Here is a 23,484-nt window from a genome sequence, read left to right on the forward strand (position 1 = left end):
GTGAACGCCGGATACAAAAAGGCCTGCGCGGGGCAGGCCAATCCAGAATTCAGGCAGGCTCAGAGCAGCTGATTGCTCATGACATAGGCTTCGAAATCGGTGCAGCCGCCAACGTGCTGATCGTTGAGAAAAATCTGCGGTACTGTCGCCACGGGTTTACCTATGGTCTTAGACAGATCTTCCTTGCTGATCCCTTCCTCATACATGTCCACATAACGGAATTTGAAGTCGTCACGCTTTTCGGTCAACTGCTCGGACAGTTGCACGGCGCGGACACAATAGGGACAGCCGGGGCGGCCAAAAATGACTACGTTCATGTCAGCTCCTCAAATAAATGTGCGCAATTTATACCACAGCCGCAGCGCAATTGATATTCACCCGGTAAAACGTGCGGCGCTGCTGTAGTGGCCCTGATAGTCGAAGAACTTGCGCACCAGCTCCCAGCCGTATTTGTTTTTTTTCAGCAGCAACAGATCGGGACTGCGAAAAAGCGCCCTGGCCGCCACCAGTTCCTCCGGGCGGCTGAACCTGGGCATGGCGGTGCCGGGCGCGCGGCTGTGTGGCAGGATAAACAGGGCATAGAGGGCGCGCCTCTGGGCGGCGGTGCTCATATGGAATTTCTCTTTGAAAGGGTTGCCATCCACGTCGCTGTAAATCACTTCCAGCACCTCATCGTTTGCCTGCAGCTGCATATCGCTGACCTTGAACAGGTGATGGTGCCTGTGGCCGAGCACGGCTTTCAGGTGTTTGTCCGGGTCCACCAAGGCCGAGCGGCATTGCTGGCATTCCCGGGCCGCCACATCGTTTTCGGCGCCGCAGTCGGGACAGATGCGGGCACGGAAGCGGAAGCTGCACTGCCGCGGTGGCTCAACACTTACCATTCCCTGGCAGCGGCGGCCGTAGTGTTCGACTATGTCGCCGTCGCCATCCAGTTTGCCCCAGAAGGTGTTGGCAAAGCCGCACTCGGGGCAGGGCACCTGTACAGGAACGCTGCGACTGTCGGGCCTGGGTTTGCCCACCTCGGGATAAAAGAGGCTGTAGCCATTGGCGGCGTAATCTATGATAAGGCAGTCATTTTTGCCCTCGGCGATGCGCAGGCCGCGGCCCACCATTTGCTGGAACAGGCTGACCGAGGCCGTGGGGCGGAGGATGGCAATCAAGTCCACGTGCGGCGCATCAAACCCCGTGGTCAGCACGGCCACATTGACCAGAAACTTAAGCTGCCGGGCCTTGAAGGCGCTGATGAGTTGGTCGCGTTCCTTGCCGTCGGTGTCGGCGGTTATGAGGGCCGCGCTCTCACCCTCAAGCAAGGTGAGGATTTCTTCACCGTGGCGCACCGAGGCGGCAAAGATAATCACCCCGGCGCGGCTGCGGCCAAGGTCGATAAGCTGTTTGATGATTGCCGTGGTGGCGCGGCCGCTGCTGTCCAATATGTGTTCCACCTCGGCGCCGGCGTAATCGCCGCCTTCGCCGGGTGTCAGGGCGCTGAAATCATACTGGGCCGCAAGGCCATCGAGGAGCAGGGGCGGACTGAGAAAACCCTGTTTTATCAGGGGCCGCATCGGCAATTCGAAGATGCAGCGCTCGAAGCTCGGATCTTTGTCATTGCCCACCTTGCCATGCACGTGCCAGCGATAAATAAAGCCCGAGCCAAGGCGATAGGGAGTCGCGGTCAGACCCAGCAGCAAGAGGTCGGGATTGCACTGTTTCAGTTGGCTCAGCAACTGCTGATATTGGCTGTCCTTGTCGACACTCACCCTGTGGCACTCGTCTATGATGACCAGGGAAAAGGGCGTGTCGAAAGCCTTGGGATTGCGGGCCGCCGACTGCACCGAGGCCACCACAGTCTTGTCGTTGGCCTGTTTTTGCCCAAGACCGGCGGAGAAGATCCCCGGCGCATCGGTGAGCACAGACACCTTGTCGGCATTCTGGGCCACCAACTCCTTTACATGGGTCAGTACCAGCACCCGGCCGCGGGCAAGCCGCGCCAGCTCGGCGATCACCAGACTCTTGCCGGCCCCGGTGGGCAGCACCAACACGGCAGATTCCTTGCTGCTTCGAAAATGGTGCAGCGCCGCATCGACGGCATCTTGCTGATAATTGCGGAGTTTCAATAAACAGTGCCCGGCAGTGGTAAAGGGGCCACAGTGTAGCAGCCGCAGGCTGCTGTCAAAAGACAAGGCCAGTCAAAAGATAAGCGGGGAAATGGAATAACCTGGGTGATTGTAAGTGGGACGGGATGAAGTCACAGGCAGCTACTCGCAGGGGAAAAATTAACTGAACTGACGTAATCATGATTGGCGGAATGCCACAGTCTCTCGTGATAACTCCATTCTACGCATCGCGAATTGGAGCGGTGAAGTAAGATGAAATGATGAAGAGGACTAAGCCAACAATGACAGCGAAACCCATGATTACAGGACTAAAACCGCCCAATAATTTACCCAGGAGATAGCCGCCAGATGTACCTATCAAGCACGATGGCCACAGGCTTGCTCTTCCTTCCGCTGATACGACAGACTTGCATGATGGGCAAATTAGCGGTTTTGTTTCCGATAATGTCATACGCTGCCGGATGATATTAAAAAAAGGCAGCGGTTTTGTGAAGTATGGACACGTTTTGATGGCTCACTCCTTTGAGTTATAACGCTTTGCATAGGGGCGGGTGGCGCCACAAGCCAGTTCTATGGAGTCAGCCTCGGCTGGCGAAGTAACCTTGAGCAATTTGTTATAAGTCCTCAGCCTTATCTAATTTAATTGTAAATAAAGTAATAATGAAACCGGTAACAGCAAGTGCAAATCCAATTTCTTCCAGGTAATAGTCAGCTAAAAAGGTTTTACCCAATATAGCCTGACTTGTTCCTAATAAAAGTAATGGCATGAATAAAAGTAGGCCAGATACCGACGTGCTATTAATTTTAACTGGATTATTACAGTACGGACAGACCTGTGTGCGCCGAGTTAACTGATACCATTTCGGCTTGGTTTTACGCTTTCGGCTACCTAAGTGTTGTGTAGAAATCTTTTCAGCACACCAAGGACATTTTGAACTTAGCACTTGTTCTCCAATGACTTATAATGACCGTGCAAAGCGGTTAGATTGAAGCTTGCTAATATTGGCGACGAAGGGGCACAGCAAGCTTTTAAGTGCCCGACTTTTTAAACGTCTAGTTATAACTATTTTTTATTTTCATCCAATATTATCTCTCTCAATGCCGGACGAACTACTGAAAGTATTAAGACAATGATAATGAGAGCTCCCATAACCAATTTGACCATTTTAAAAAACCATAGTCTCTGCCAAATTTTTTCTGTTTCCTCATTTGTCTTTTTTTGTTTGACGAATTCATCAAAAGCTTTATTCAGGTCACTATGCTTAGTTATCTCTGGGTACTCGATGACTATGCCTATTTTAGCAAGTGAAACACGAGCAAGCTCAGTCTGCTCTTGATTTACATAAAGCATATGATTTTTAACGTCTGCGTAATAAGTAATTTGCTCTTGATCTAACACATCGGCTATCTGAACAGAGTCAACCAAACGCATATCTTGTATCAGAGGTCTAAAAATAGGGCTATCTTCATTTGCCCATTTGATAATGAATATTGCAATAAGCATGCATATGCCTAATATCAATAGCAGTTTGTGTTCTTTTGTAATGAAGTTACTAATTTTATCTCTCCCTGATGCTAACAATACACCCTTGTCTAGTAGAAGTTATAACGCTTTGCTAAGGGGCTGGCGCCACGCGCCAGTCCCACGGAGCCAGCCTCGGCAGGCGGAGTAAACTTGAGCAACTGGTTATAGCTCAATTTGTGCATGTATACGAAAAAACCAATTTTGTATCTAATAGAGCCGCTGCTTGGTTTACAAAATTTGGAATATCAACAATCTGAGAGTCATAGATAGATGTAACTGAAATAAATATGTCTCTGTTAGAGTGAGAAACTTTAGCAGTCTCGATAAAATGTTGAATGACTGGGATGGCTTCATGTGATAATTCAACGACTGCTGTAATTTCTCCAGTTTTAAAGTGCCTACCGAAATTTACGTTTTTGAAAAATGACTTCAAAGAATTTGCTTCACCCTTAGATAGCGAGAGAAAACGAAAGCAGCATTCTAATTTTGTGTGTTCTTCCATGTTTCTCCTACTTCACAAGAGCTATAACGCTGCTGACTGGCCTTGTTAAGTTTCATTTTTTAAATGCCTTTTTGAGCATTTTCTCGATCTCTTTCTGCTCATAATCGGCTACAAGTGCTTTACCTTCTTCAGCAGCAACATCAATCAATGCGTCGTAATCATTAAGCTCATGTCAATTCTGGCATTCGAGCATATCTCCCGAAACATACTCTCTCTCAGTATCACCTTCTAACGGGCAATCACAAAACAAGCACTTCAGTTCAACAGTAAAGCTTTTGTCCTTCATAAATCACCCTTCAAAAATTTTGAGTGAGAGAGTTGCTAAAGCCAATAAGAAACCCAGAACAACAAATAGCCCCTTATGATCTTCAACATAATCAGACGCTTTTTTAAGAGGACCTCTAGAAGCTTTTTGCTCCTCAGATTTTCTTTTAGACCTTGCCGCACCAACACCTTTAGGAGTAATCCTCAAGCTGCCATACTTGCCACCACCCATGGTTGCATGCTCAAGCCATTCGTGTGCCAAGCACTTATCAGTAGCTTTCTCTAACTCGGTGAGCGTATATGAGGTTTTGTTTTGCTCATTTATCTGATCTACAAGTTCTTGATCAACAGATAAAGTAACAAGCTTATAGGTTGAACCTGTCGCTTCCATGTAGTCTATGACGTGATTGAGTATTTTGAACTCTGGCACAGCCTCTCCTTGAAACTTAACCTTTGTATAATGTGCCGGCTCATTTATCACCGCGTGGCAGGCCGGAGGCCTTTCGGCTTCAACTAACGGAATGAAGCAGCTCATTCCGTTACCTTACAGGTACGTTTTCGCCCTCAGACCAGTGAAAAGCGTGCCGGAGAATTTACCGATTATTCCTCGGGTTAGCCGATTTTGTCCACATCAATTTACAAGCAAAGCGTGCTGGCACGCTTTGCACTTTTTAACGGCCTGTTATCTGAATTTGGTTTTCATTGAATACTTTGATTTCTTTCAATAATAGCCACGTTAACCCTATGAAATCGTGCCATCAAATGCAGAAAACCGTGCTTGCGTTTTTGCCATTGGCAATAACAATGCAGAACCTCTGCGATGTAGAGGGAAACCGTGCGGCATTCAGGCTGCAAAGGAGTCGGCAAGCGGCATGGCTACCGCACGGGCTGAAGTGCTTTGCTTCGTCCCTGAACCTTGTTTTATCTCCTTGAATCAGCATCTTGTCAGAGGTTGTTACCGTTGGGCAAGTGGAAAATTAAAGTGCTTCTGAACTTAAACCTGAGGATTCACAATTGCCGGAGTGGAACACCTTTGAACAAGCATTGCCGCACCGGTGAGCGCCCATGGACGCTGATTTTTAAACCAAGAGTCAGCGTGTCACGGGTGAGGCAGTGCGAAAGCCCACGGCAGGTGATTAATTGCATCTGATGCTAGAAACAAGAGATACCCGCCGCTCCGGCGGCAGCAGGTCCTGGGTATCCAGCCGGGGGCGCCCAGCCTGCCTCTGGGCAAGGGTATTAACATCATAAAGTCCATCTGCGGCTTAATCGCTGAGACCTTGCTGTGCAGTAGCCTTGGCTGCCAGTACGCCGGCGGCATGCTTAATGGTCTCGGGCAGGGTGGTGCAGGCGGCTTCTATCATGCCGTCGTCATCCACGCCATCGCGCATCCAATCCCTGAGCCGGGTTTCCAGCAGCATCTGCGCCAGTCCATGGAGTTGCGACCACATCATGATGCACAGGGCGCCCGTGTGGCGACAGTCCGGCAGCAGCGCGTTGATGGACTGGCGCAGGGTCTCGAAAGCTTCCCGTGACATACGGGCGATATCGGGATCCGGGTTGGCTTCAAGGATATCCGACATAAACATCAGCCGGTACATGGCCGAATGCTCCAGGGCAAATTGCAGGTAGCTGCGGCCTACCTCGGTAAGGTTGGTGGTGACGTCATTGCTGTGGCTGCGCTGCCGATGTGCCAGTTCTCGGAAACCCTCGCTGGCCACGGCAGAGAGCAGGGCTCGGCGGTCGGTGAAATGGCGGTAGGGGGCGCTGTGGGATACCCCAGCCCGGGCGGCCACGCCCCGCAGGCTGAGGGCATCGGGTCCTTCGCTCGTCAGTATTTCGCCGGCGGCCTGTACCAGGGCGGCACGCAGATCGCCGTGGTGGTATTGGGTTTTCTTGTCTTTTTTGTCTTTCTTGTCTCGTACAGTGTCTCGTTCAGTGTCTCGTTCAGTATTTTTAGTCATGGTTCCAATTCATGTTGACAGTGACAACATTCGCATGGTCTCATGTTGTCACTGTCAACATCAAGCGTTTTGTCGAGGAAGCTTATGAGTACCACTTATTCCAATACCCCCGAGGGTGGGACCAATCTGACCACGTCCGTGAAGGGCCGCGCCCTTTGGGCCGGATTGGCGCTGGCACTCGGGGTGCCGACGCTGCTGGCCCTTTACAGCCCCAAGAGCTGGTTTCCGGGCGCCGGGCAGACTGTCAGCGTCGCCATTGGCGAGCTGTGTTTTTGGCTGTTGGCCGCGGCATTGCTGTTGACGGTGCGCTTCGGTGAGCGCTCACCCTGGTCGAGCATGGGCCTGAGCAAGCCGCGTTGGGCCGGCCTTGGCTGGGGTTTTGTCGCCGGGCTGGCGCTGTTGCTCCTCTATCCCCTGATACAGGGCTTGCTGAAGGCTGTGGGACTGGATCCTTCGCAGATGAACAGCCTGGATCTCAAGACGCTGCCGCCCTGGATGGTGATAGGCATGGCCCTCAGAGCCGGGATAGTGGAGGAAGTCCTGTTTCGCGGATATCTGCTGGAACGGCTGGGAACCTTATTTGGCCAAAGGCAATTGGGGGCGCTGTTGTCGCTGATCTTCTTTGTGGCCGTGCATGCCAGGAGCTGGTCTGCGGGACATTTGATTTTTGTGGCCATAGCCGGCGCCTTGTTGACCGGGCTCTATCTGTGGCGACGGGATCTGTGGACCAATATTCTGGCCCACACCCTGACCGATGGCGTGGGCCTGTTGGCACTGCGCTTTGCCCCGGCCTAATTCCACAGGCGATTAGTGCGAGGAGAATTGATTGAACCTGTCTTCGGCTTCCTGGAACAGCTTTTTGACCTTGACCACATCCCAGGGCTGTTCCTGATGGGTTTCGGGATCCCACTCGCTCCTGGGCTGTTCGGGAGCAAAGAAATCGCCGCCATAGACATGCAGGGCACAGGTCATCTTGCCTATGGGATTGAGTACCGAATGAATGGCATCGCTGCCGAGCACTGTGACATCGCCGGCGCCCAGAGAAGCTGCGCCGCTGGTCTCTATGCTGCCGGGGGTTCTGCGCCAAAAGATATTGTCCTCCCGGCCGCTGTAGATGCCGACCACGGAAAACATCTGGTGATTGTGGGGCATCAGGCTCATGCAGGGGGCCCAGACAAAGTGGATGATGGTGAGTTCGGCCGAGCGGTACAGTGGCACTATGCCCGCATGCTGAGGTTCGCCGAAGGCGGCAAACACGCCCTGGGGGCTGGCCACGGCGTTTAGCATCAGGTCACGCAGGGCATCGGCGCCGTCTTTTCTGGCACTGATACAGTCCTGGATAAAAGCGTCTTTATCAAACATGTTTTCCCCCGTGCCGTTTGGCCCTCGCTTGTGCGGGCGTCATGGCGGATTTCATGCCCGGGTGGCACCTTTAGAGTATATACCTGCTAAAACCATTGGGCTGAAGCATTCTTGCCGCCAAGGTGAGGCTTCAGTGCTTCGATAATAAACCGCGAAAAAACAAAGGCCAGACTGAGTCTGGCCTTTATTGATGGGCTGAGATCAGGTTCAGGCTCGCATGGCCTTGTCGCCACGGGCAAGGCCCACCACGCCGGATCGGGACACTTCCACCACCTTGGTGACTTCGCCAAGGGCAGCGATAAAGGCATCGAGCTTCTCGCTGGTACCGGCCATTTGTATGGTGTACAGCTGGGCGGTGACGTCCACTATCTGGCCGCGGAAGATGTCGGCGGTGCGCTTGATTTCTTCCCGCAGTTCCCCCTGGGCCTTGACTTTCACCAGGGCCAGCTCCCGCTCTATGTGGGCGGCCTCGGTAATGTTGGACACCTTGAGCACGTCGATAAGCTTGTGCAGTTGCTTTTCGATTTGCTCCAGTACCATTTCATCGGCGGCGACCGTGATGTTCATCCGCGACAGGGTCGGATCGTCCGTTGGCGCCACCGTCAGGCACTCAATGTTGTAGCCACGTTGGGAAAACAGGCCCACCACACGGGAGAGGGCGCCGGGTTGGTTTTCCAGTAACACAGATATGATTCGGCGCATCAGCTTTTCTCCGTTTTGCTCAGCCACATGTCGTTCATTGCCCCGCCGCGGATCTGCATGGGGTAGACGTGTTCGGTTTCATCGACATTGATGTCGACAAACACCAGGCGGTCCTTCATGGCCAGGGCTTCGGCGAGTTTGCTTTCCAGCTCGTCGGGCCGGGTGATGGTCATACCCACGTGGCCATAGGCCTCGGCAATTTTGGCAAAGTTGGGCACGGAATCCATATAGGAATGGGAGTGGCGACCTGAGTAAATCATGTCCTGCCACTGCTTGACCATGCCAAGGAAACGGTTGTTGAGATTGATGATTTTCACCGGCACATCGTATTGCAGTGCGGTGGACAGCTCCTGAATGTTCATCTGGATTGAGCCGTCACCGGTAACGCACACCACGGTTTCATCCGGCAACGCCATCTTGACGCCCATGGCGGCAGGCAGGCCAAAGCCCATGGTGCCGAGACCGCCGGAGTTTATCCAACGTCTGGGTTTGTCAAAGGGGTAGTAGAGGGCGGCAAACATCTGATGCTGGCCCACGTCCGAGCTGACATAGGCCTCACCCTGGGTGAGACGATACAGGGTTTCGATCACCTGCTGGGGCTTGATTTTTTCGCCGCTGCTCTGGTACGCCAGACACTTGCGCGCGCGCCACTGGTTGATGTCGTTCCACCAACAATCAAGGGCGGCTTCGTCGTTGCCCAGGGAGCTGTCAGCATCCAGCAGGGCCAGCATTTCATCCAGCACAAACTCGGCGCTGCCCACTATGGGAATGTCGACCCGCACCGTCTTGGAGATGGAGGAGGGATCTATGTCTATGTGCAAAATGGTGGCATTGGGGCAGTATTTTTCCACGTTGTTGGTGGTGCGGTCGTCAAAGCGCACCCCTATGCCGAAAATCAGATCGCTGTTGTGCATGGTCATGTTGGCCTCATAGCGGCCATGCATGCCAAGCATACCTATGTTGTTGGGGTGGGTGCCGGGAAAGGCGCCAAGGCCCATCAGGGTATTGACCACGGGAATATTGAGCCGCTCCGACAGCGCCAGCAATTGCTTGTGGCAGGCGGAAATAATGGCGCCGCCACCCACGTACAGCACCGGTTTCTTGGCCGCCAGCAGCGCCTGCAAGCCCCGGCGGATCTGGCCCTTGTGGCCTGAAACCGTGGGGTTATAGGAGCGCATCTTCACTTCGCCCGGATAGACGTAGTCGAATTTCAGTGCCGGATTGAGGGTGTCCTTGGGCAAATCCACCACCACGGGGCCGGGACGGCCGCTGGCGGCGATATAAAAGGCTTTTTTGATGACCTCGGGAATTTCCGCCGGATCTTTGACCAGGAAAGAGTGCTTCACTATCGGGCGGGAGATGCCAATCATGTCGCATTCCTGAAAGGCGTCATTGCCTATCAGGCTGCTGGGTACCTGACCGGAAAGCACCACCAGGGGAATGGAGTCCATGTAGGCGGTGGCTATGCCGGTAATGGCATTGGTGGCGCCGGGGCCCGAGGTCACCAGCACCACACCCACCTTGCCGGTGGCGCGGGCGTAACCGTCGGCCATGTGGACCGCGGCCTGCTCATGGCGCACCAGAATGTGTTCTATGCCGGAAATTTCGTGGAGGGCATCGTAGATATCCAGAACCGAACCGCCCGGATAACCGAAAATGTGTTTTACGCCTTCGTCGATCAGAGATCGAACTATCATGCTGGCGCCAGAAAGCTGTTCCATAGTGCATCCTTTTAATCAATATGCCGCCAAGGTAAACGGCAAGTGTGTCAGCGAGGGTCATCGCATTACCGGCGATTTGGCAGGGTGGTGCCAAAGCGCGCAATTGCCAGGGCCACCGGTAAGGTGCCGCGTCCGACTCAAGAGCCGTTGGCAACTGTCGCAAAAGGACAGACATTCATCATAAAAACTTTATCGCCGAGTGCAAGGCCTTATTCCGGATAAAAGCTCAGCATGAAGGATTTTCATCTACAGGTGGAACTCGTGCTGGCAATCTGCAGCAGTCAGCGGCAAAGATTAACGAAATCTCAGTGGATTGTGTGGAATTGCAAATAACAGGGGCCTCAAAAAGAGGCCCGCAAAGGGGTTAGTGTTCCTGACTTGCCAGACGCTGACTGACGAAGGCCAGCAGCACAGAGGCAAACATCAGCAGCGCGAAGGGCAGGGCGGTGCCGGTATAAAACAGCGCCAGCAGCGGACCTGCGAAGGCGCCGCAGCCAAATCTCAGGGTGCCTATAACCGCGGTGGCCGTGCCGGTTTCATGCTGGAATTTCAGCAGCACCAGGGCGTCGGCATTGACCGACATGATCCCCAGGCAAGCCATAAACGCCATCAGCACCAGCACTGTGATTTGATAATCCAGCTCCAGCAGATTCACCAACACCAGGCAGGCACCGAAGAACATGCCCAGCACAGTGGCGGCGTGGAGCATGCGCCTGGAGCCAAAGCGGCCGACGATACGGGTATTGACTATGTTGGCCGCCATCAGGGCGCCGACATTGCAGGCAAATACTATGGCAAACCAGTGACTGTCGAGACCGAAGACCTCCATAAACACAAAGGGGGAGGCGGTCAGGTAGCAAAAATAGGCAAACGAGGTCAGTACGCCGCTGCCGATATAGCCCTTGACGCCCCGGCGGCTGAGCACAGTGGCGTAGGAGCGTAAAAAACCGGGTTTGGCATCGTGACGCACCAGGGTCACGGGCAGGTGCAGCTTGCGCCACACCAGCAGCAGCGCCGCGCCGGCATAGAGGCTGAGCAGCCAGAAGATCATCTGCCAATGACTGATGCCGAGGATAAGACTGCCGATACTCGGCGCCAGCAGGGGCGCCAGCATCATAATCAGGCTCACATAGGACATGCCCTTGGCCGTGTGCTCGCCGTAAATTTGCTTGATATAACCCGGCACCACAACCGTGGCCGCCGCGCCGATAAAGGCCTGCAGGAAACGCAGCACCAGAAACAGCTCAATGGAATGGGCAAAGCTGACGGCAAGGCTGAGGACAGTGGCGCCGCCAAGGCCCAGCAACACCAGGGGGCGACGGCCAAAGCGGTCCGCCAGGGGGCCAAAGAGCAACATGCCGATGGCATAGCCTGCAAGGTACAGACTCAGGGACTGCTGCACCGTGGTGATATCGCTGCCAAAACCCGCGGCTATGTCCGCCATGGCCGGCAGGTACATGTCGATGGCCAGCGGATTGATGGCCACTATGGCCGCCAGCAAGGGGATGAGCAGCACCTTGCTCGGCATGGCAATGCTGCTGTCAATGGCTGTGTCTGTTTTGTCCAAATCTAACCTCGTTTGGCATTGAATTGTTGGTGCGCGAGCCGGTCAATGTTAGCCCTGCCGCTCCCGGCCGCCAATGACAGCCGACCGACTTTACTGCTCCATAATTGCAAGCAAATGTATTCAGGTAACGGCGATGCAGCCATAGAGCTGTTCCCGGATGGCCTGAGCTATGCGATTGAATATGTCCTGATATTTGTCTTCGGGCAGACGACCTATGCTGAGGCGCACCGCATTGGCGGGATCGCCGAACTCCGCGGCGCTGCGCAGCAAAATGCCTTCCGTTGCCAACTGGGTCACCAGGGATTGGGCCTGCACCTGGGGCGGCAGTTCAAGGAAACCATTGAGGCCGCGCCAGCGGCTTTTAAGCCCCAGGCTGTCCGCCATGGCAAGACCGGCGGCGCGGATCTGCCTGATTAAAGGGTCGCGCTTTTGATGAATGGCACCCTGTTGCAGCAGCTCGCAGGCCAATTCAATGTTGAGGCTGCTGACCATCCAGCAACTGGCGAGCAGCGCCTGATTGACCCTGGGTAACAGGGCCTGGGGCAGCAACATATAGCCCTGGCGCAGCCCACCGGCAAACCGCTTTGACAGGCTCGATACATAGACCACATTGCCCCGCTCCGGATTATGGCTTTGTCTGTCGCCGTGGTCCTTGGCCTCTTGGTGAATTTGATCGTAGTGCCACAGCGGCAGCGACCACTCATCATCCAGGCAGTAATTGACATCATCCTCAATGACCAGCACCTCAAAGCGTCTGGCCAGTGCCAGTATGGCAAGGCGCTGCTCCTTGCTGTAGCCGATGCAGGTGGGATTCTGGTTGTTTGGGGTGATGTAGAGCGCCTTGGGACTGTGCTCCATCATGGCTTGCTCCAGCGCCTGCAGATCAAGACCATCTTCGGTCAACGGCACAGCAAGGGTGTTCAGATGCAATTGACGGGCGGCTATGCCTATGCCGGTAAAACACCAGGCCTCGTGCAGCACGGTATCACCCGGGGCGCAGATGGCGCTGAGCAGGGCATGGATCCCTTGCTGGGCGCCCTGACAGAACAGCAATTGCTCGGGCCGTGCCTGTATCCCCTGGGTCTTCAACCAACTGCAGAACAGGCGTTGCTGGTGCGGCAGTGCATGGTGTTGGTATTGCAACAACTGCCCCAGGCGCTGCGGATCGCGTGCTATGCGCATCATGGCATCGCTGCATTGCTGGATCTGATCTGTCATGCGCTGGGCACAGCCGGCCAGATCGGAAATGGCCTCGGTCTGCTCTGTGATCTTGCTGCGATGGCGCACATAGGTGCCGTCACCCACCCGGGCCTCGACCCAGCCCCGTTGCTCGCACAGGCCATAGGCCCGGGTGACTGTGCCCACTGTGACGCCCAGGGCATCGGCCAGGCGCCGCTGGGGCGGCAGCTTGCAGCCCTGGGCCAGCTCGCCGCTTTCAATGGCGTTGGCTATGGCATTGGCCAGCTTGTGATACTTGCTGTCGCTGCCTTCGGCCAGGGTCGGTACCCAAATTGTAACCATGACAATATTTCCGTTGATTCGTGCAATTGTTCCTATAGTATGCGATCAAAATCACCCTTTCCAGTGATAATTGTACCCATACAATAAGGAGTGTTTGATGGATAGCAACCTGCTTACCCTGCTGATGTCTGCCGCGCTGTTTTGCATCACCATGACCATGACGCCGGGGCCCAACAATGTGCTGCTGGCCACTTCCGGCGCCAACTTCGGGGTGCGCCGCACCTTGCCGCACTTGCTGGGGATCCGCCTGGGCACCACCTCACTGCATCTGGCGGTGTTGCTGGGCCTGGGGTCGTTGTTCAGCCAATGGCCGCTGCTGCACGAGATACTCAAGTGGTTGTCCATCGGCTATCTGGCCTATCTGGCGATTGGCATTATGCTTGGTGGTGGCGCTTCCGCCGGCAACAGGGTTAGCAGCAAGCCCATGACCATTCCCGAGGCGGCCATGTTTCAGTGGATCAACCCCAAAAGCTGGATGGCGGTGATGACATTGTGCAGTGCCTTTACCCTGGCGGGTCAGGATTACTGGCAGAGTGCCCTGGGCGGGGTGCTGGTGTTTAATCTGGTGGGCTTTCCCGCCTCCTTTACCTGGGTGTGGGTGGGCAAGGCCATCGCCCGCTGGTTGCACACCCCGCGGCGGCGTCGCGGATTCAATCTCACTATGGGCATGGCCCTGCTGTCCACCTTGCCCATGCTGCTGCACTGACAGGGAAGCGCGAACTGCTGAAAATCTGCTCCGGATAAGGCCTGTTGCGGAAATATTTCATCCGAGGGGATAGACAAACTGCTATTTTTCAAGGATAAGGCAGGAGCTCAGGATCTGCAGGAGGTTAGCAGTTGGTGGATTGGCGTTCCCTGATGCCGGGTCTGGCATCTTTCAAAGATTATCGCCGTGAATGGTTTGCCGATGATATTAAGGCGGGATTATCGGTCACGGCCGTGGCCTTGCCCGTGGCCATCGCCTATGCCCAATTGACCGGGGTGAATCCCCTGGTGGGGCTCTACTCCTGCGTTCTGCCCATGTTGGTTTATGCCCTGATGGGCACCTCAAGGCAATTGATCGTCGGTCCCGATGCCGCCACCTGCGCCGTGGTGGCCGCCGTGGTGACGCCGCTGGCCGGTGGTGACAGCGTCAAGCACTGGCAGCTGGTGATGACCATGACGGCCATGACCGGCTTTTGGTGCCTGGTGGCAAGTCGGTTCAAACTGGGGATCCTTGCCGACTTCCTCTCCAAGCCAATCCTGATGGGACTGCTTAACGGTGTGGCCCTGACCATTATTGTGGGCCAGCTGTCGAAGATCCTGGGATTCAAATTTGACGAGCGCTACCTGCTGGACAGGTTGGCGGCCGTACCCAATTACCTGTCCGACGTGCACTGGGCCACCCTGGCCATGAGCCTGGGGGCCATTTTGGTTTACCTGCTGGTGAAGCGCTTTAAACCGAGCTGGCCGGCGACCATGGTGGTGATCCTGGCCTGTACCCTGGTGAGCTGGGGCGGGGATCTGACCCAATACGGTGTGGTCCTGGTTGGCGAGATCAGTTTGGACATGCCGGGGGTACAGGTGCCTGTGTTTGACCTGGGCCTGGCCCGTGAGCTGGTGATGCCGGCACTCAACCTGGCCATGGTCAGTTTCGTCAGCATGATGTTGACGGCCCGCAGTTTCGCAGCGAAAAACGGCTACGATATCGACCCCGATATGGAATTTCGCGCCCTGGGAATGGCCAATATCGCCTCGGCCCTGTCACAGGGCTTTGCCGTCAGTGGTGCCGATTCGCGCACCGCGGTCAACGATGCCGCCGGCGGTAAAACCCAGTTGGTGTCCCTGATAGCGGCTCTTATCATAGGCATTGTGGCCTGGTTGTTTACCGCGCCGCTGGCCTTTATACCCCAATCTGCCCTGGGGATAGTGCTGGTGGTGGCTTCCTGGTCGCTCATCGATCTCAAAACCCTGTGGAAACTCAGACTCAGGGACAAACGGGCATTTTTGCTGGCGCTGACCACCTTTGTGGCCGTGTTGCTGATTGGGGTGATCCCCGGCATTACCCTGGCCGTACTCCTGGGGCTGTTCCAGTTTCTGCAGGTGGTGATGCGGCCAACGGATCAGTGTCTGGGACTGGATGCCAAGGGGGTGCTGCGCAGCCTCGACGGCTCAGACAAGGCCAAGGCCGTGCCTGGGGTGTTTATTTACCGCTTCAATTCTCCGTTAACCTACTTTAACGCCAGCTACTTCAAACGGCGGTTACTGGAACGGATAGCGGCCGAACCCGTGACTCCCGAGTGTGTCATCATAGATGCGGTGCCGAGTTTTACCCATGCGGATATCAGTGTGATGGCCATGCTGTCGGATCTGCATAACCTCTTCAAGCGCAAACAAATACGGCTGATTTTGGCTGGGCGAAAGCGCCAGCTGCTGACCTGGTGCGAGGCCCAGGGGATACCTACGGGTGAGGGGGGCTTGCTGATCCGCTCGGATCTGTATCTGGCACTGAAGATGAGTCAGCTTTATCGGCAGGCACTCGCCGAGGGCCAGGCACCACCATTGAAGCGACCTGTTGAATTGGACCTGGTGCTGGAGCACAGCCACCTGTAAGAAATTGAGCCGGCATTGCCGGCTCAATAATTTAATCTTCGTGTATCATGTCGCAGGGGATGAGGCCCTGGTAGAAGTAGTAACCGGCGGGGCCGAAAATCAGGCTCAGCAGACACCAGAGACGTTTGCGCCCCGGGCTGATATCGACAACGGCCTTAAAAGCCTTGATGGCGAAAAACGTATGTAAGCTGGCCAGCAGCACCATCATAAGTGCTATTGCAATTTCCATATTTTCCATAATGTTATCCATTTCATCACCGGCTATCCTGCCGATGTGTTCCCTTGGGGGCCGAGTATAGGCTCAGCAGACCTTTGACCGCAAATGTCGGCGGTAAATCCAGTCCTGTGACTGATTCAGACAAGCCGGCACAATTGGCAGTCGCCGAAACTGTGTTCGGCGCCGCCGTCGGCAAACTCAACGTACTGGGTCATGATGGCGCTGAACAGCGGCCCTTGGAGCCAGCTTGTCAGCCAGGCAGCCAAACCGGACAGGGCGGCCTCGAACCAGTTGTTGTCCACCATAGCAAACTGACGCACAAAGGGAAACACGGCCAGGTCCGCCATTGAAGGGGTCGGACCATAGAGAAAGGCCTGCTTTGCCAGTCTGAGCTCCAGCGGCGCTAGAAATTCCAGGCATTGGCTGCGGTAATGGTCTGCACCGTGCTGTGGATAGCGATCGGCATACTTGTATTTGTCGAGCCAGGGTTTGAATTCCTTGTCCATTTGCCTGATAAGTTGCAGTTGTGGCTCTTGGTCTTTGACAAACAAATGATGTGGGTCCCTCTGCCTCAGGGCCCATACCATGATATCCAGGCTTTCGGTCAGCACCTCGTCTTCAAGTTGCAGCACGGGCACTGTGCCTTTGGGATTGATGGCCAGCAGCTGTGTGGGCTTACGTTTCAGCATCACCTCTCGCAGGCGCACCTCAATACCCGCCGAGGCTATGGCGGCGCGGGCCCGCATGGCGTAGGGACAACGGCGAAAGGAGTAGAGCAGGGCTTGGGGCATGGGCAATAATGACTGAGACAAGCGGTGGCGCCAGTCTAGCGCCGGCGGCCTGTGATTGCCATGGGTGACACGCATGGCGTGACGGCTTTCCAGGATTAGCGGATGCTAAAGCCCTACAAGCTGTCTGTGTTTGTGGGGAGAAGTCTGGGGTAGAATGCGCGCCCGCTGCTGCATGGTGCTGTGGCGTAATTGCGCCGGAGATTGAGCTTCGGACAGCAAAGAGAGATTTTTATGTTACCCAATTCCAATCAAGAGGCATCCACCCCAGCAATAGTGGTGTGTGCCCTGTACAAGTTTGTATCCCTGCCCGAGTATGAACAGCTCAAGGCGCCGCTGGAAAAAGTCTTGCTGGATAACGGCATCCGCGGCACCCTGCTGCTCGCTGCCGAGGGCATCAATGGCACTGTGGCCGGCAGCCGCACCGGCATTGACGCCATGCTGGCGTTTCTGCAATCCCAGCCCGGACTCGACAACCTGGTGTTCAAGTTGTCCTTCGACAGCGAGATGCCGTTCTACCGCACCAAGGTCAAGCTCAAGAAAGAGATAGTGACCATGGGCGTGGAAGGCATAGATCCACTCAAGGTGGTGGGCACCTATGTCAAACCCGCCGACTGGAACGCGCTGATCTCCGATCCCGAAGTCCTGCTGGTGGATACCCGCAATGACTATGAAGTGCAGATTGGCACCTTCAAAAATGCGCTTAACCCCAAGACCGAGACCTTCCGTGAGTTTCCTGAGTATGTGAAGCAAAACCTGGATCCGGCCCGTCACAAGAAGGTGGCCATGTTCTGCACCGGTGGAATTCGCTGTGAAAAGTCCACCGCATTCCTTAAGGAACAGGGCTTTGACGAGGTGTATCACCTGGAGGGCGGCATTCTCAAGTACCTGGAGGAAGTCCCCCAGGAGCAGAGCCTGTGGCAGGGCGAATGCTTTGTGTTTGATAACCGGGTGGCGGTCAATCACCAGCTGGAAAAAGGTCAGTACGATCAGTGCAACGCCTGCCGTATGCCCATCACCGCCGAAGACAAGTTGTTGCCCTCCTATGTGCAGGGGATAAGTTGCCTGCACTGCATCGACAGTCACAGCGACAAGCAGCGTCGCCGCTTTGAGGAGCGCGAGCGTCAGGTGCAGTTGGCCAGGGAGCGCCGCGAGGCCCACATTGGCAGCGATGTGAACGACATCATTCGTGCCCGCCGGGAAGCCAAGGAACTGGAGCGCAAGGCCCAGGCCGAGAAAAACGCTTCTTAAGGCGACAGCAGTAACAAGGCCGTTCAATGAACGGCCTTTTTTGTGTCTCCCGGTTTGATACGGATAGCGTTACGGCCTGTCCATACCCTCCAGTTCCAGCTTGAGTCCCAGTGGCGCGAGCCGCTTCTGTTCCCGCTGCAGATCCTTGAGCAGCAGATTGAACTTGGTGCCTTTCTGAGGGCGCACCAGCAGTTGCTCGCCGTCGATGGCCGAGCATTTGAGCGTCAGCGGCGGGGCGATGCGGCCCAGATGGGTCAGTACCCCAAGACGCAGCAGCGCCAGCAGCCTGACCATGGCCAACCTGTGCCCCTGCTCCAGGGCGCCTATGGCTTCCAGATCCGGTTTCTTGCGATGATTGGCTATCAGCAGGGCCAGATCCCGCTGCAAATCCTGGCTGAAGCCCGGCAGATCGCTGTGGGCTATGATGTAGGCACCGTGTTTGTGGTGACCGCGGGAATTGATGTGAATGCCAATCTCATGGAGGCTGGCCGCATAGGACAGCAGTCTGGCATGGGGTCTGAGCTGCCAGTCATCTGCCACCTGCTCAAACTGGGCCATGACGGTATCGCGAACCTTGGCCGCATGCTGCTGATCCACGTGGTACAGCTGGGCAATGCTTTCCACCGTGCGCTGGCGTATATCCTGATATTGGCCAATGCCCGCCAGTTCGTAGAGCACCCCCTCGCGCAGCGCCCCCTGGGTAAAGTCCAACCGCCCTATACCGAGGCGGCGGAAGAAGCTGATTAAAATCGCCAGACCCGCTGGTACCAGAGGCACACGGCGGGCTTCCACATTGGCAAGTTGCACCTGGCTTATTTCACCCCATTGCACCAGTCTGAGCTTGAGCTCCTTGAGCCGGGACAGGGTGACCGTCTCATCGCCGTAGAGTTCGGCCAGGGCCTCGCAAATGGCTTTCACCGAGCCCGAGCTGCCGAGCACCATCTCCCAGTTGCCGCTGAAGTATTCCTTGGACAGGGAGGCAAATTGTTTGTCGGCGGCACTTTGGGCCGCGCGGAAGGCCGCCAGGGTCAGCTGGCCATCGGCAAAGAAACGTTCGTTATAGCTGACACAACCGCAGCGCAAACTGGAGAGCTGCATGGGCTGGTTTTTCTCGCCTATCACCACCTCGGTGGAGCCACCGCCTATGTCTATCACCAGATTGCGTTTGCCCAGCACCTGGGACTGGGCTATGCCGCTGTAAATCAACCGCGCCTCTTCATGGCCGGGGATGATCTCTATGGGATAGGGGATGATTTTCAGGGCCGCGCTGACAAAGGCGTCGCGGTTTCTGGCGACCCTCAGGGTATGGGTCGCCACCAGACGCACCTGGGTTTCACACAGGTTGGAAAAGCGCTGACTGAAATCCCGCAGGCAGTTGAGGCCCCGCTCCATGGCGTCGTTGGACAGGATGCCGTCGGGGGACAGGCCCTGGGCCAGTTGCACCTGTTGTTTTTCCTTGTGCAGGATCTGCAGGCTACCGTCCTGTTCCCGGGCAATGACCAGGTGAAAACTGTTGGAGCCCATGTCTACGGCCACAAAGTGGCGGGGTTGTGCGTGTGGCAAGCGCTTATCCTTCACAAGCTTATTCTGTCAAAAAAGGCACGCCATTATCGGCGCTTTCCCGGGCCTGCGCCAGAGCCAGCGCCTCGGCCTCGGCATCTTCCGCCAGCAGGCGTGCCTGCTGCTGGCGCTCGAATTGGGTCAGATAGTGATGTATCGCCAATTGGGAGCGGACCTTGCGGCGGTTGCCCCTTGGCCGGTAGGGATTGCTCTGCTCCTTGTTGATGATTCTGGCCTTGGTATTGTCTGAAAATTGCAGCGACAGCAGGTCCATCACCATTTGCTTGAGCCTGTCATCATAGACCGGGGTGCTGACCTCGATACGGCTGTCGATATTGCGGCTCATCCAATCGGCGGAGCACAGATAAAGCTTGTTCTCGCCGCCGGCGTGGAACAGCATCACCCGCGAATGCTCCAGGAAGCGGTCCACTATGCTGTAGACCTCAATGTTGTCGCTGATCCCCGGGATCTGCGGCACCAGGGAACACATGCCGCGGATAAGCAGCTTGATTTTTACCCCCGCCATGGAGGCGTCATAGAGGCGGGAGATCAGCTGCTCGTCCACCAGATTATTGAGCTTGAGGGTAATGGCGGCCTTGATGCCGCTGCGGGCATTGAGGGTTTCCTGCTCTATCAGGCCACAGAGTTTCTGCCGGGCATCATAGGGGGAAACTATCAGGTGCTGAAAGTTATCCCGCCTATAGGGATGTTCAATCAGATCAAATACCTGCTCCACTTCACGGGCAATTTCCTGGTTGGCGGTAAACAGTGACAGGTCGGTATAGACCCTGGCGGTGCCTTCGTTGAAGTTACCCGAGCCTATGTGGCAGTAGAGCCTGGTTGCACCGTGCTCCTCCCGGCCTATCAGGCACAGCTTGGAGTGGACCTTCAGGCTTTCGATGCCGTGGTGAACCCGCACGCCGGCTTCCGCCAGGATCCGGGTCCATTCAATATTGTGTTCTTCATCGAAGCGGGCTCTGAGCTCGATAACCGCCGTTACCTGCTTGCCGTTTTTCACCGCGTCTATCAGGGAATTCATCACCCGGGACTTTTTCGCCACCCGGTAGAGGCTGATTTTGATAAAGCGCACCGCGGGATCGTAGGCGGCCTGGCGTACCAACTCGGTAAAGTGGGAAAACTTGTGGTACGGGTAGTTGAGCATGATATCGCCGCGGGCTATGGCCTCGAAGCTGTTGGCACTGTGACTGAAACCGGCGCTGTCGAGGGCCGCCAGCTTGTCGTTGACCAAATACTTGCGCCCGGGGTTGGGGAAGTTAATGAAATCCTTGAAGCTGTGGTAGCGGCCGCCGGGAACCAGGCATTCGGTGGAGCTGATCCCCAGCTGATCCTTGAGCATGGTCAGCATGTGCTCGGGCATGTCGCGGTCATACACCAGGCGCACGGGTTCGGCGGTCAGGCGTTTTTTCAGGCCGCGGGTCATTTTTTCCAGCTGGCCCTGATCCAGTTCGTAGGTGATATCGAAATCCGCGTCCCGGGTCAGCTTCATCGAATAGGCTTCGATGGACTCGTAGCTGAAGAAGGGCCCGAACAGCTCATCAACGCAGTGGCGGATAATATTGTCCAGCAGGATCAGGTGCTTTTTGACCTTGGAGCGTTCGGCGGGCAACTCGATAAAACGCGGCACGTTTTTGGTGGGCACTTCCACCAGGGCGTACTGACGTCGCTCCTTGCTGTGCAGGCATACCGCAAGATAAGTGGCGTTGTCATTGATGTGTTTGAGCAGATCCCTGTGGTTGCTGACAATAAGGGGGGCAATATGGCGCTTGAGATGATCGCGAAAATGCACCTTGAGCCACTGGCTGTGGAACTCGCTCAGTTGGTGTTCATTGATCAGCAATACATTGCGGCGCACCAGCTCCCGCAGCAACTCGGCATAGATGGCATCGAAGCGCTCCTGCAGCGACAGTACCCGGGTCTGGATCTTGGCCATCAGGTGACGACTGTTGTTGTGGCCATCCTGCAGGGTAGACAGCAGGATACCGCGACGCACTGCCGCGACCCTCACCCGGAAAAATTCGTCCATGTTGCTGGAGAAGATCCCCAGAAAACGCACCCGCTCCACCAGGGGCACCTCAGGATCGCAGGCTTCCTGCAACACCCGTTCGTTAAAAGACAGCCAGGACAATTCCTTGTCGATATACATCTTGTCGGTATTGGGGGACACTCGGAATACTCCTTATTTTCGAGAGCGCTGGCTTGGCACTACAATAGCATTTGGCATAATTTCCACAATCTCTGCCGCTGTTGAAGCTGTTGTTTTTTAATGGGCAATAGAGCCGCTGGCGGCCAAAATACGACACTTTTGTTGCACTTGCGTGACAGGGCTTGGGCAGCATATTTCGCACGCTGCCTGCGGATGTGGCTCCGGGGGCAACAATGTGCTAATGTCAGCGGCTTTTTTATTGGCGGGTGAGGGAAAGATGTACATAGGCTTTGATTACGGCAGTGCCAACTGCGCCGTGGGGCTGTTCAACGGTGACAGCGTGTCCCTGTTGCCTCTGGATGGCGATGACAGCTATCTGAGCTCAACCCTCTACAGTTATGACAGTGCCCTTATCGCCGAAGCTGTGCTGGCCCGTCTGCCGGAGGACCTGGCGTCTGGGTATCGCCATGCCCGGGCTGCCGAACTCAGCCGCGCCGCCAAGGCGCGCCGTGACTGGGATCTCGCTCCCAATGAGCAAACTGTGTTCGTCGGTAGGGCGGCCATAGAACACTATCTGGAATTTCCCGGTGAAGGATTTTATGTCCGTTCGCCAAAATCCTTTCTTGGCGCAGTGGGTTTAAGACCCGAGCAGCAGGCCCTGTTTGAGGACATAGTCACCCTGATGATGCAGGAAATCAAAGCCCGGGCCGAACGGGTTTTGGGCTCGGCCATCCGCGGTGCGGTGATTGGCCGGCCGGTGAACTTTCAGGGCATAGGCGGTGAAGACAGCAACCGCCAGGCGGAGTCGATTCTGCGTCTGGCTGCCGCCCGTGCCGGCCTGGAAGAGGTGAGTTTTCTCTATGAACCCCTGGCCGCCGGTTTTGACTTTGAGGCCAGGCTGGAGGCCGATGCCACCGTGCTGGTGGTGGATGTGGGCGGCGGCACCACCGACTGTTCTCTGGTACGTATGGGTCCGAGCCACAAGTTGGCAAAGGATCGCAGCCAGGATTGCCTGGGCCACAGCGGCCAGCGCATCGGCGGCAACGACCTTGATATTGCGTTGGCTATGCAGGCCTTTATGCCGAGTTTCGGTCTGGGTTCAAGCCTGGTGACGGGTAAGCCCATGCCGAGCCAGCCCTTCTGGCAGGCGGTGGCGGTCAATGATGTCAGTGCCCAGCGGGACTTCGCCGCGCTGGCTACGGGTAATCTGATTAAAGAATTGAAAAAAGACGCCAGTCAGCCCGAGTTGCTGACCCGGTTTGAACGGCTGCGCAGTCGCCAACAAAACTTCCATCTGGTGCGGCTTGCCGAAGCCGTCAAGGTGGCCCTGGGTGAGGCTGACAGCACCCGCACCGGACTGCCGAACGGCGAGGAAGAACTGGAGATAGGGCGCTTGGACTTTAACAATGCCATAGGTCCCCAGCTTGAGAAGATCGCTGCCCTGATGCACAGTGCAGTTCAAAACAGTGCAGAACAAAATGCCGGCGCAGCGCCGGACATAGTCTACGTGACCGGCGGCAGCAGTCGCTGTCAGGCGGTGGCCGAGCGCATTGGCCAGGTCTATCCCGGTGTGCCCGTGGTCAGTGGCGACCATTTCGGATCGGTGACGGCGGGATTGGCCCGCGCCGCCGCTGCACTGAACAGAAAGTGAGTAAATTTAAGGAGCGGAT

At 55.8% G+C, this 23,484-nt stretch carries 20 protein-coding genes; 5 read left to right on the plus strand and 15 right to left on the minus strand.

From position 1 onward, the window contains the following. Positions 1-59 precede the first annotated feature (59 nt). The 6 genes from JYB84_RS07435 to JYB84_RS07460 form a co-directional block, all read right to left on the minus strand. A complete protein-coding gene (locus tag JYB84_RS07435) occupies positions 60-317 on the minus strand; it encodes a GrxA family glutaredoxin (RefSeq protein WP_207322778.1) in 258 nt (85 codons plus the stop codon). A 57-nt stretch (positions 318-374) separates the two neighbouring features. Next, complete coding sequence (locus JYB84_RS07440) at positions 375-2,114, minus strand: DEAD/DEAH box helicase (RefSeq protein WP_207322779.1); 1,740 nt, start codon at positions 2,112-2,114, stop codon at positions 375-377. A gap of 1,063 nt (positions 2,115-3,177) precedes the next feature. Continuing rightward, entirely contained in the window at positions 3,178-3,618 is a 441-nt protein-coding gene (locus JYB84_RS07445; RefSeq protein WP_207322780.1) for a hypothetical protein, read from the minus strand. A 190-nt stretch (positions 3,619-3,808) separates the two neighbouring features. Then, positions 3,809-4,141, minus strand: a complete 333-nt coding sequence (locus JYB84_RS07450) for a hypothetical protein (RefSeq protein WP_207322781.1) — start codon at positions 4,139-4,141, stop codon at positions 3,809-3,811. A gap of 289 nt (positions 4,142-4,430) precedes the next feature. Continuing rightward, a complete protein-coding gene (locus JYB84_RS07455; RefSeq protein WP_228290908.1) occupies positions 4,431-4,940 on the minus strand; it encodes a hypothetical protein in 510 nt (169 codons plus the stop codon). 730 nt (positions 4,941-5,670) lie between these two features. Then, the gene (locus JYB84_RS07460) at positions 5,671-6,369 is read right to left on the minus strand and encodes a TetR/AcrR family transcriptional regulator (protein WP_207322782.1); all 699 of its coding nucleotides are present in this window, start codon (positions 6,367-6,369) and stop codon (positions 5,671-5,673) included. Positions 6,370-6,453: 84 nt separating this feature from the next. On the opposite strand from JYB84_RS07460, the gene JYB84_RS07465 reads away from it, so the two are divergent. After that, positions 6,454-7,164 carry a CPBP family intramembrane glutamic endopeptidase gene (locus tag JYB84_RS07465; protein ID WP_207322783.1) on the plus strand — a complete coding sequence of 237 codons (711 nt, stop codon included), beginning with the start codon at positions 6,454-6,456 and terminating at the stop codon, positions 7,162-7,164. Between the two features lie 12 nt (positions 7,165-7,176). Here the strand turns inward: JYB84_RS07465 and JYB84_RS07470 are convergent, their stop codons facing one another. From JYB84_RS07470 to JYB84_RS07490, 5 genes are all read right to left on the minus strand, one after another. Beyond that, positions 7,177-7,731 (minus strand): hypothetical protein, encoded by a 555-nt coding sequence (locus JYB84_RS07470; protein WP_207322784.1) that lies wholly within the window; start codon positions 7,729-7,731, stop codon positions 7,177-7,179. Between the two features lie 207 nt (positions 7,732-7,938). Then, entirely contained in the window at positions 7,939-8,433 is a 495-nt protein-coding gene (gene ilvN / locus JYB84_RS07475) for an acetolactate synthase small subunit (RefSeq protein ID WP_207322785.1), read from the minus strand. Next, a complete protein-coding gene (locus JYB84_RS07480) occupies positions 8,433-10,154 on the minus strand; it encodes an acetolactate synthase 3 large subunit (RefSeq protein WP_207322786.1) in 1,722 nt (573 codons plus the stop codon). Before JYB84_RS07480 ends, ilvN begins: the two co-directional genes overlap by 1 nt. A 364-nt stretch (positions 10,155-10,518) precedes the next feature. Further along, positions 10,519-11,682: a multidrug effflux MFS transporter gene (locus JYB84_RS07485; RefSeq protein WP_207323138.1), complete on the minus strand. Its 1,164-nt coding sequence runs from the start codon at positions 11,680-11,682 to the stop codon at positions 10,519-10,521. A gap of 159 nt (positions 11,683-11,841) precedes the next feature. Continuing rightward, complete coding sequence (locus tag JYB84_RS07490) at positions 11,842-13,242, minus strand: aminotransferase-like domain-containing protein (protein ID WP_207322787.1); 1,401 nt, start codon at positions 13,240-13,242, stop codon at positions 11,842-11,844. 97 nt (positions 13,243-13,339) lie between these two features. On the opposite strand from JYB84_RS07490, the gene JYB84_RS07495 reads away from it, so the two are divergent. Both JYB84_RS07495 and JYB84_RS07500 read left to right on the plus strand, forming a co-directional pair. Further along, a complete protein-coding gene (locus JYB84_RS07495) occupies positions 13,340-13,948 on the plus strand; it encodes a LysE family translocator (protein WP_207322788.1) in 609 nt (202 codons plus the stop codon). A 152-nt stretch (positions 13,949-14,100) separates the two neighbouring features. Continuing rightward, positions 14,101-15,834: a SulP family inorganic anion transporter gene (locus JYB84_RS07500; RefSeq protein ID WP_207323139.1), complete on the plus strand. Its 1,734-nt coding sequence runs from the start codon at positions 14,101-14,103 to the stop codon at positions 15,832-15,834. Positions 15,835-15,865: 31 nt separating this feature from the next. On the opposite strand, the gene JYB84_RS07505 is transcribed toward JYB84_RS07500, so the two are convergent. Next, positions 15,866-16,072 (minus strand): hypothetical protein, encoded by a 207-nt coding sequence (locus JYB84_RS07505; RefSeq protein ID WP_228290909.1) that lies wholly within the window; start codon positions 16,070-16,072, stop codon positions 15,866-15,868. A 116-nt stretch (positions 16,073-16,188) separates the two neighbouring features. Beyond that, positions 16,189-16,917: a glutathione S-transferase gene (locus tag JYB84_RS07510; protein WP_228290910.1), complete on the minus strand. Its 729-nt coding sequence runs from the start codon at positions 16,915-16,917 to the stop codon at positions 16,189-16,191. 156 nt (positions 16,918-17,073) lie between these two features. Between JYB84_RS07510 and trhO the strand changes: the two genes are divergently transcribed. Next, positions 17,074-18,090, plus strand: a complete 1,017-nt coding sequence (gene trhO, locus JYB84_RS07515; RefSeq protein ID WP_207322789.1) for an oxygen-dependent tRNA uridine(34) hydroxylase TrhO — start codon at positions 17,074-17,076, stop codon at positions 18,088-18,090. A 69-nt stretch (positions 18,091-18,159) separates the two neighbouring features. Here trhO and JYB84_RS07520 read toward each other — a convergent pair whose 3' ends face one another. Continuing rightward, a complete protein-coding gene (locus JYB84_RS07520; RefSeq protein WP_207323142.1) occupies positions 18,160-19,614 on the minus strand; it encodes a Ppx/GppA phosphatase family protein in 1,455 nt (484 codons plus the stop codon). Between the two features lie 58 nt (positions 19,615-19,672). After that, positions 19,673-21,835 (minus strand): polyphosphate kinase 1, encoded by a 2,163-nt coding sequence (ppk1, locus tag JYB84_RS07525; RefSeq protein ID WP_228290911.1) that lies wholly within the window; start codon positions 21,833-21,835, stop codon positions 19,673-19,675. Between the two features lie 256 nt (positions 21,836-22,091). On the opposite strand from ppk1, the gene yegD reads away from it, so the two are divergent. Then, positions 22,092-23,465: a molecular chaperone gene (gene yegD, locus JYB84_RS07530; protein WP_207322790.1), complete on the plus strand. Its 1,374-nt coding sequence runs from the start codon at positions 22,092-22,094 to the stop codon at positions 23,463-23,465. Positions 23,466-23,484 lie beyond the last annotated feature (19 nt).

Origin of the sequence: Shewanella cyperi, from assembly GCF_017354985.1 — a bacterium.
Lineage (GTDB): Bacteria > Pseudomonadota > Gammaproteobacteria > Enterobacterales > Shewanellaceae > Shewanella > Shewanella cyperi.

Coding starts and splice junctions, on each gene's coding strand:
- JYB84_RS07435 (WP_207322778.1), bottom strand. CDS start 317: ATGAACGTAGTCATTTTTGGCCGCCCCGGCTGTCCCTATTGTGTCCGC.
- JYB84_RS07445 (WP_207322780.1), bottom strand. CDS start 3,618: ATGCTTATTGCAATATTCATTATCAAATGGGCAAATGAAGATAGCCCT.
- JYB84_RS07450 (WP_207322781.1), bottom strand. CDS start 4,141: ATGGAAGAACACACAAAATTAGAATGCTGCTTTCGTTTTCTCTCGCTA.
- JYB84_RS07455 (WP_228290908.1), bottom strand. CDS start 4,940: ATGAGCTGCTTCATTCCGTTAGTTGAAGCCGAAAGGCCTCCGGCCTGC.
- JYB84_RS07460 (WP_207322782.1), bottom strand. CDS start 6,369: ATGACTAAAAATACTGAACGAGACACTGAACGAGACACTGTACGAGAC.
- JYB84_RS07465 (WP_207322783.1), top strand. CDS start 6,454: ATGAGTACCACTTATTCCAATACCCCCGAGGGTGGGACCAATCTGACC.
- JYB84_RS07470 (WP_207322784.1), bottom strand. CDS start 7,731: ATGTTTGATAAAGACGCTTTTATCCAGGACTGTATCAGTGCCAGAAAA.
- ilvN (WP_207322785.1), bottom strand. CDS start 8,433: ATGCGCCGAATCATATCTGTGTTACTGGAAAACCAACCCGGCGCCCTC.
- JYB84_RS07480 (WP_207322786.1), bottom strand. CDS start 10,154: ATGGAACAGCTTTCTGGCGCCAGCATGATAGTTCGATCTCTGATCGAC.
- JYB84_RS07485 (WP_207323138.1), bottom strand. CDS start 11,682: ATGCCGAGCAAGGTGCTGCTCATCCCCTTGCTGGCGGCCATAGTGGCC.
- JYB84_RS07490 (WP_207322787.1), bottom strand. CDS start 13,242: ATGGTTACAATTTGGGTACCGACCCTGGCCGAAGGCAGCGACAGCAAG.
- JYB84_RS07495 (WP_207322788.1), top strand. CDS start 13,340: ATGGATAGCAACCTGCTTACCCTGCTGATGTCTGCCGCGCTGTTTTGC.
- JYB84_RS07500 (WP_207323139.1), top strand. CDS start 14,101: ATGCCGGGTCTGGCATCTTTCAAAGATTATCGCCGTGAATGGTTTGCC.
- JYB84_RS07505 (WP_228290909.1), bottom strand. CDS start 16,072: ATGGAAAATATGGAAATTGCAATAGCACTTATGATGGTGCTGCTGGCC.
- JYB84_RS07510 (WP_228290910.1), bottom strand. CDS start 16,917: ATGCGTGTCACCCATGGCAATCACAGGCCGCCGGCGCTAGACTGGCGC.
- trhO (WP_207322789.1), top strand. CDS start 17,074: ATGTTACCCAATTCCAATCAAGAGGCATCCACCCCAGCAATAGTGGTG.
- JYB84_RS07520 (WP_207323142.1), bottom strand. CDS start 19,614: ATGGGCTCCAACAGTTTTCACCTGGTCATTGCCCGGGAACAGGACGGT.
- yegD (WP_207322790.1), top strand. CDS start 22,092: ATGTACATAGGCTTTGATTACGGCAGTGCCAACTGCGCCGTGGGGCTG.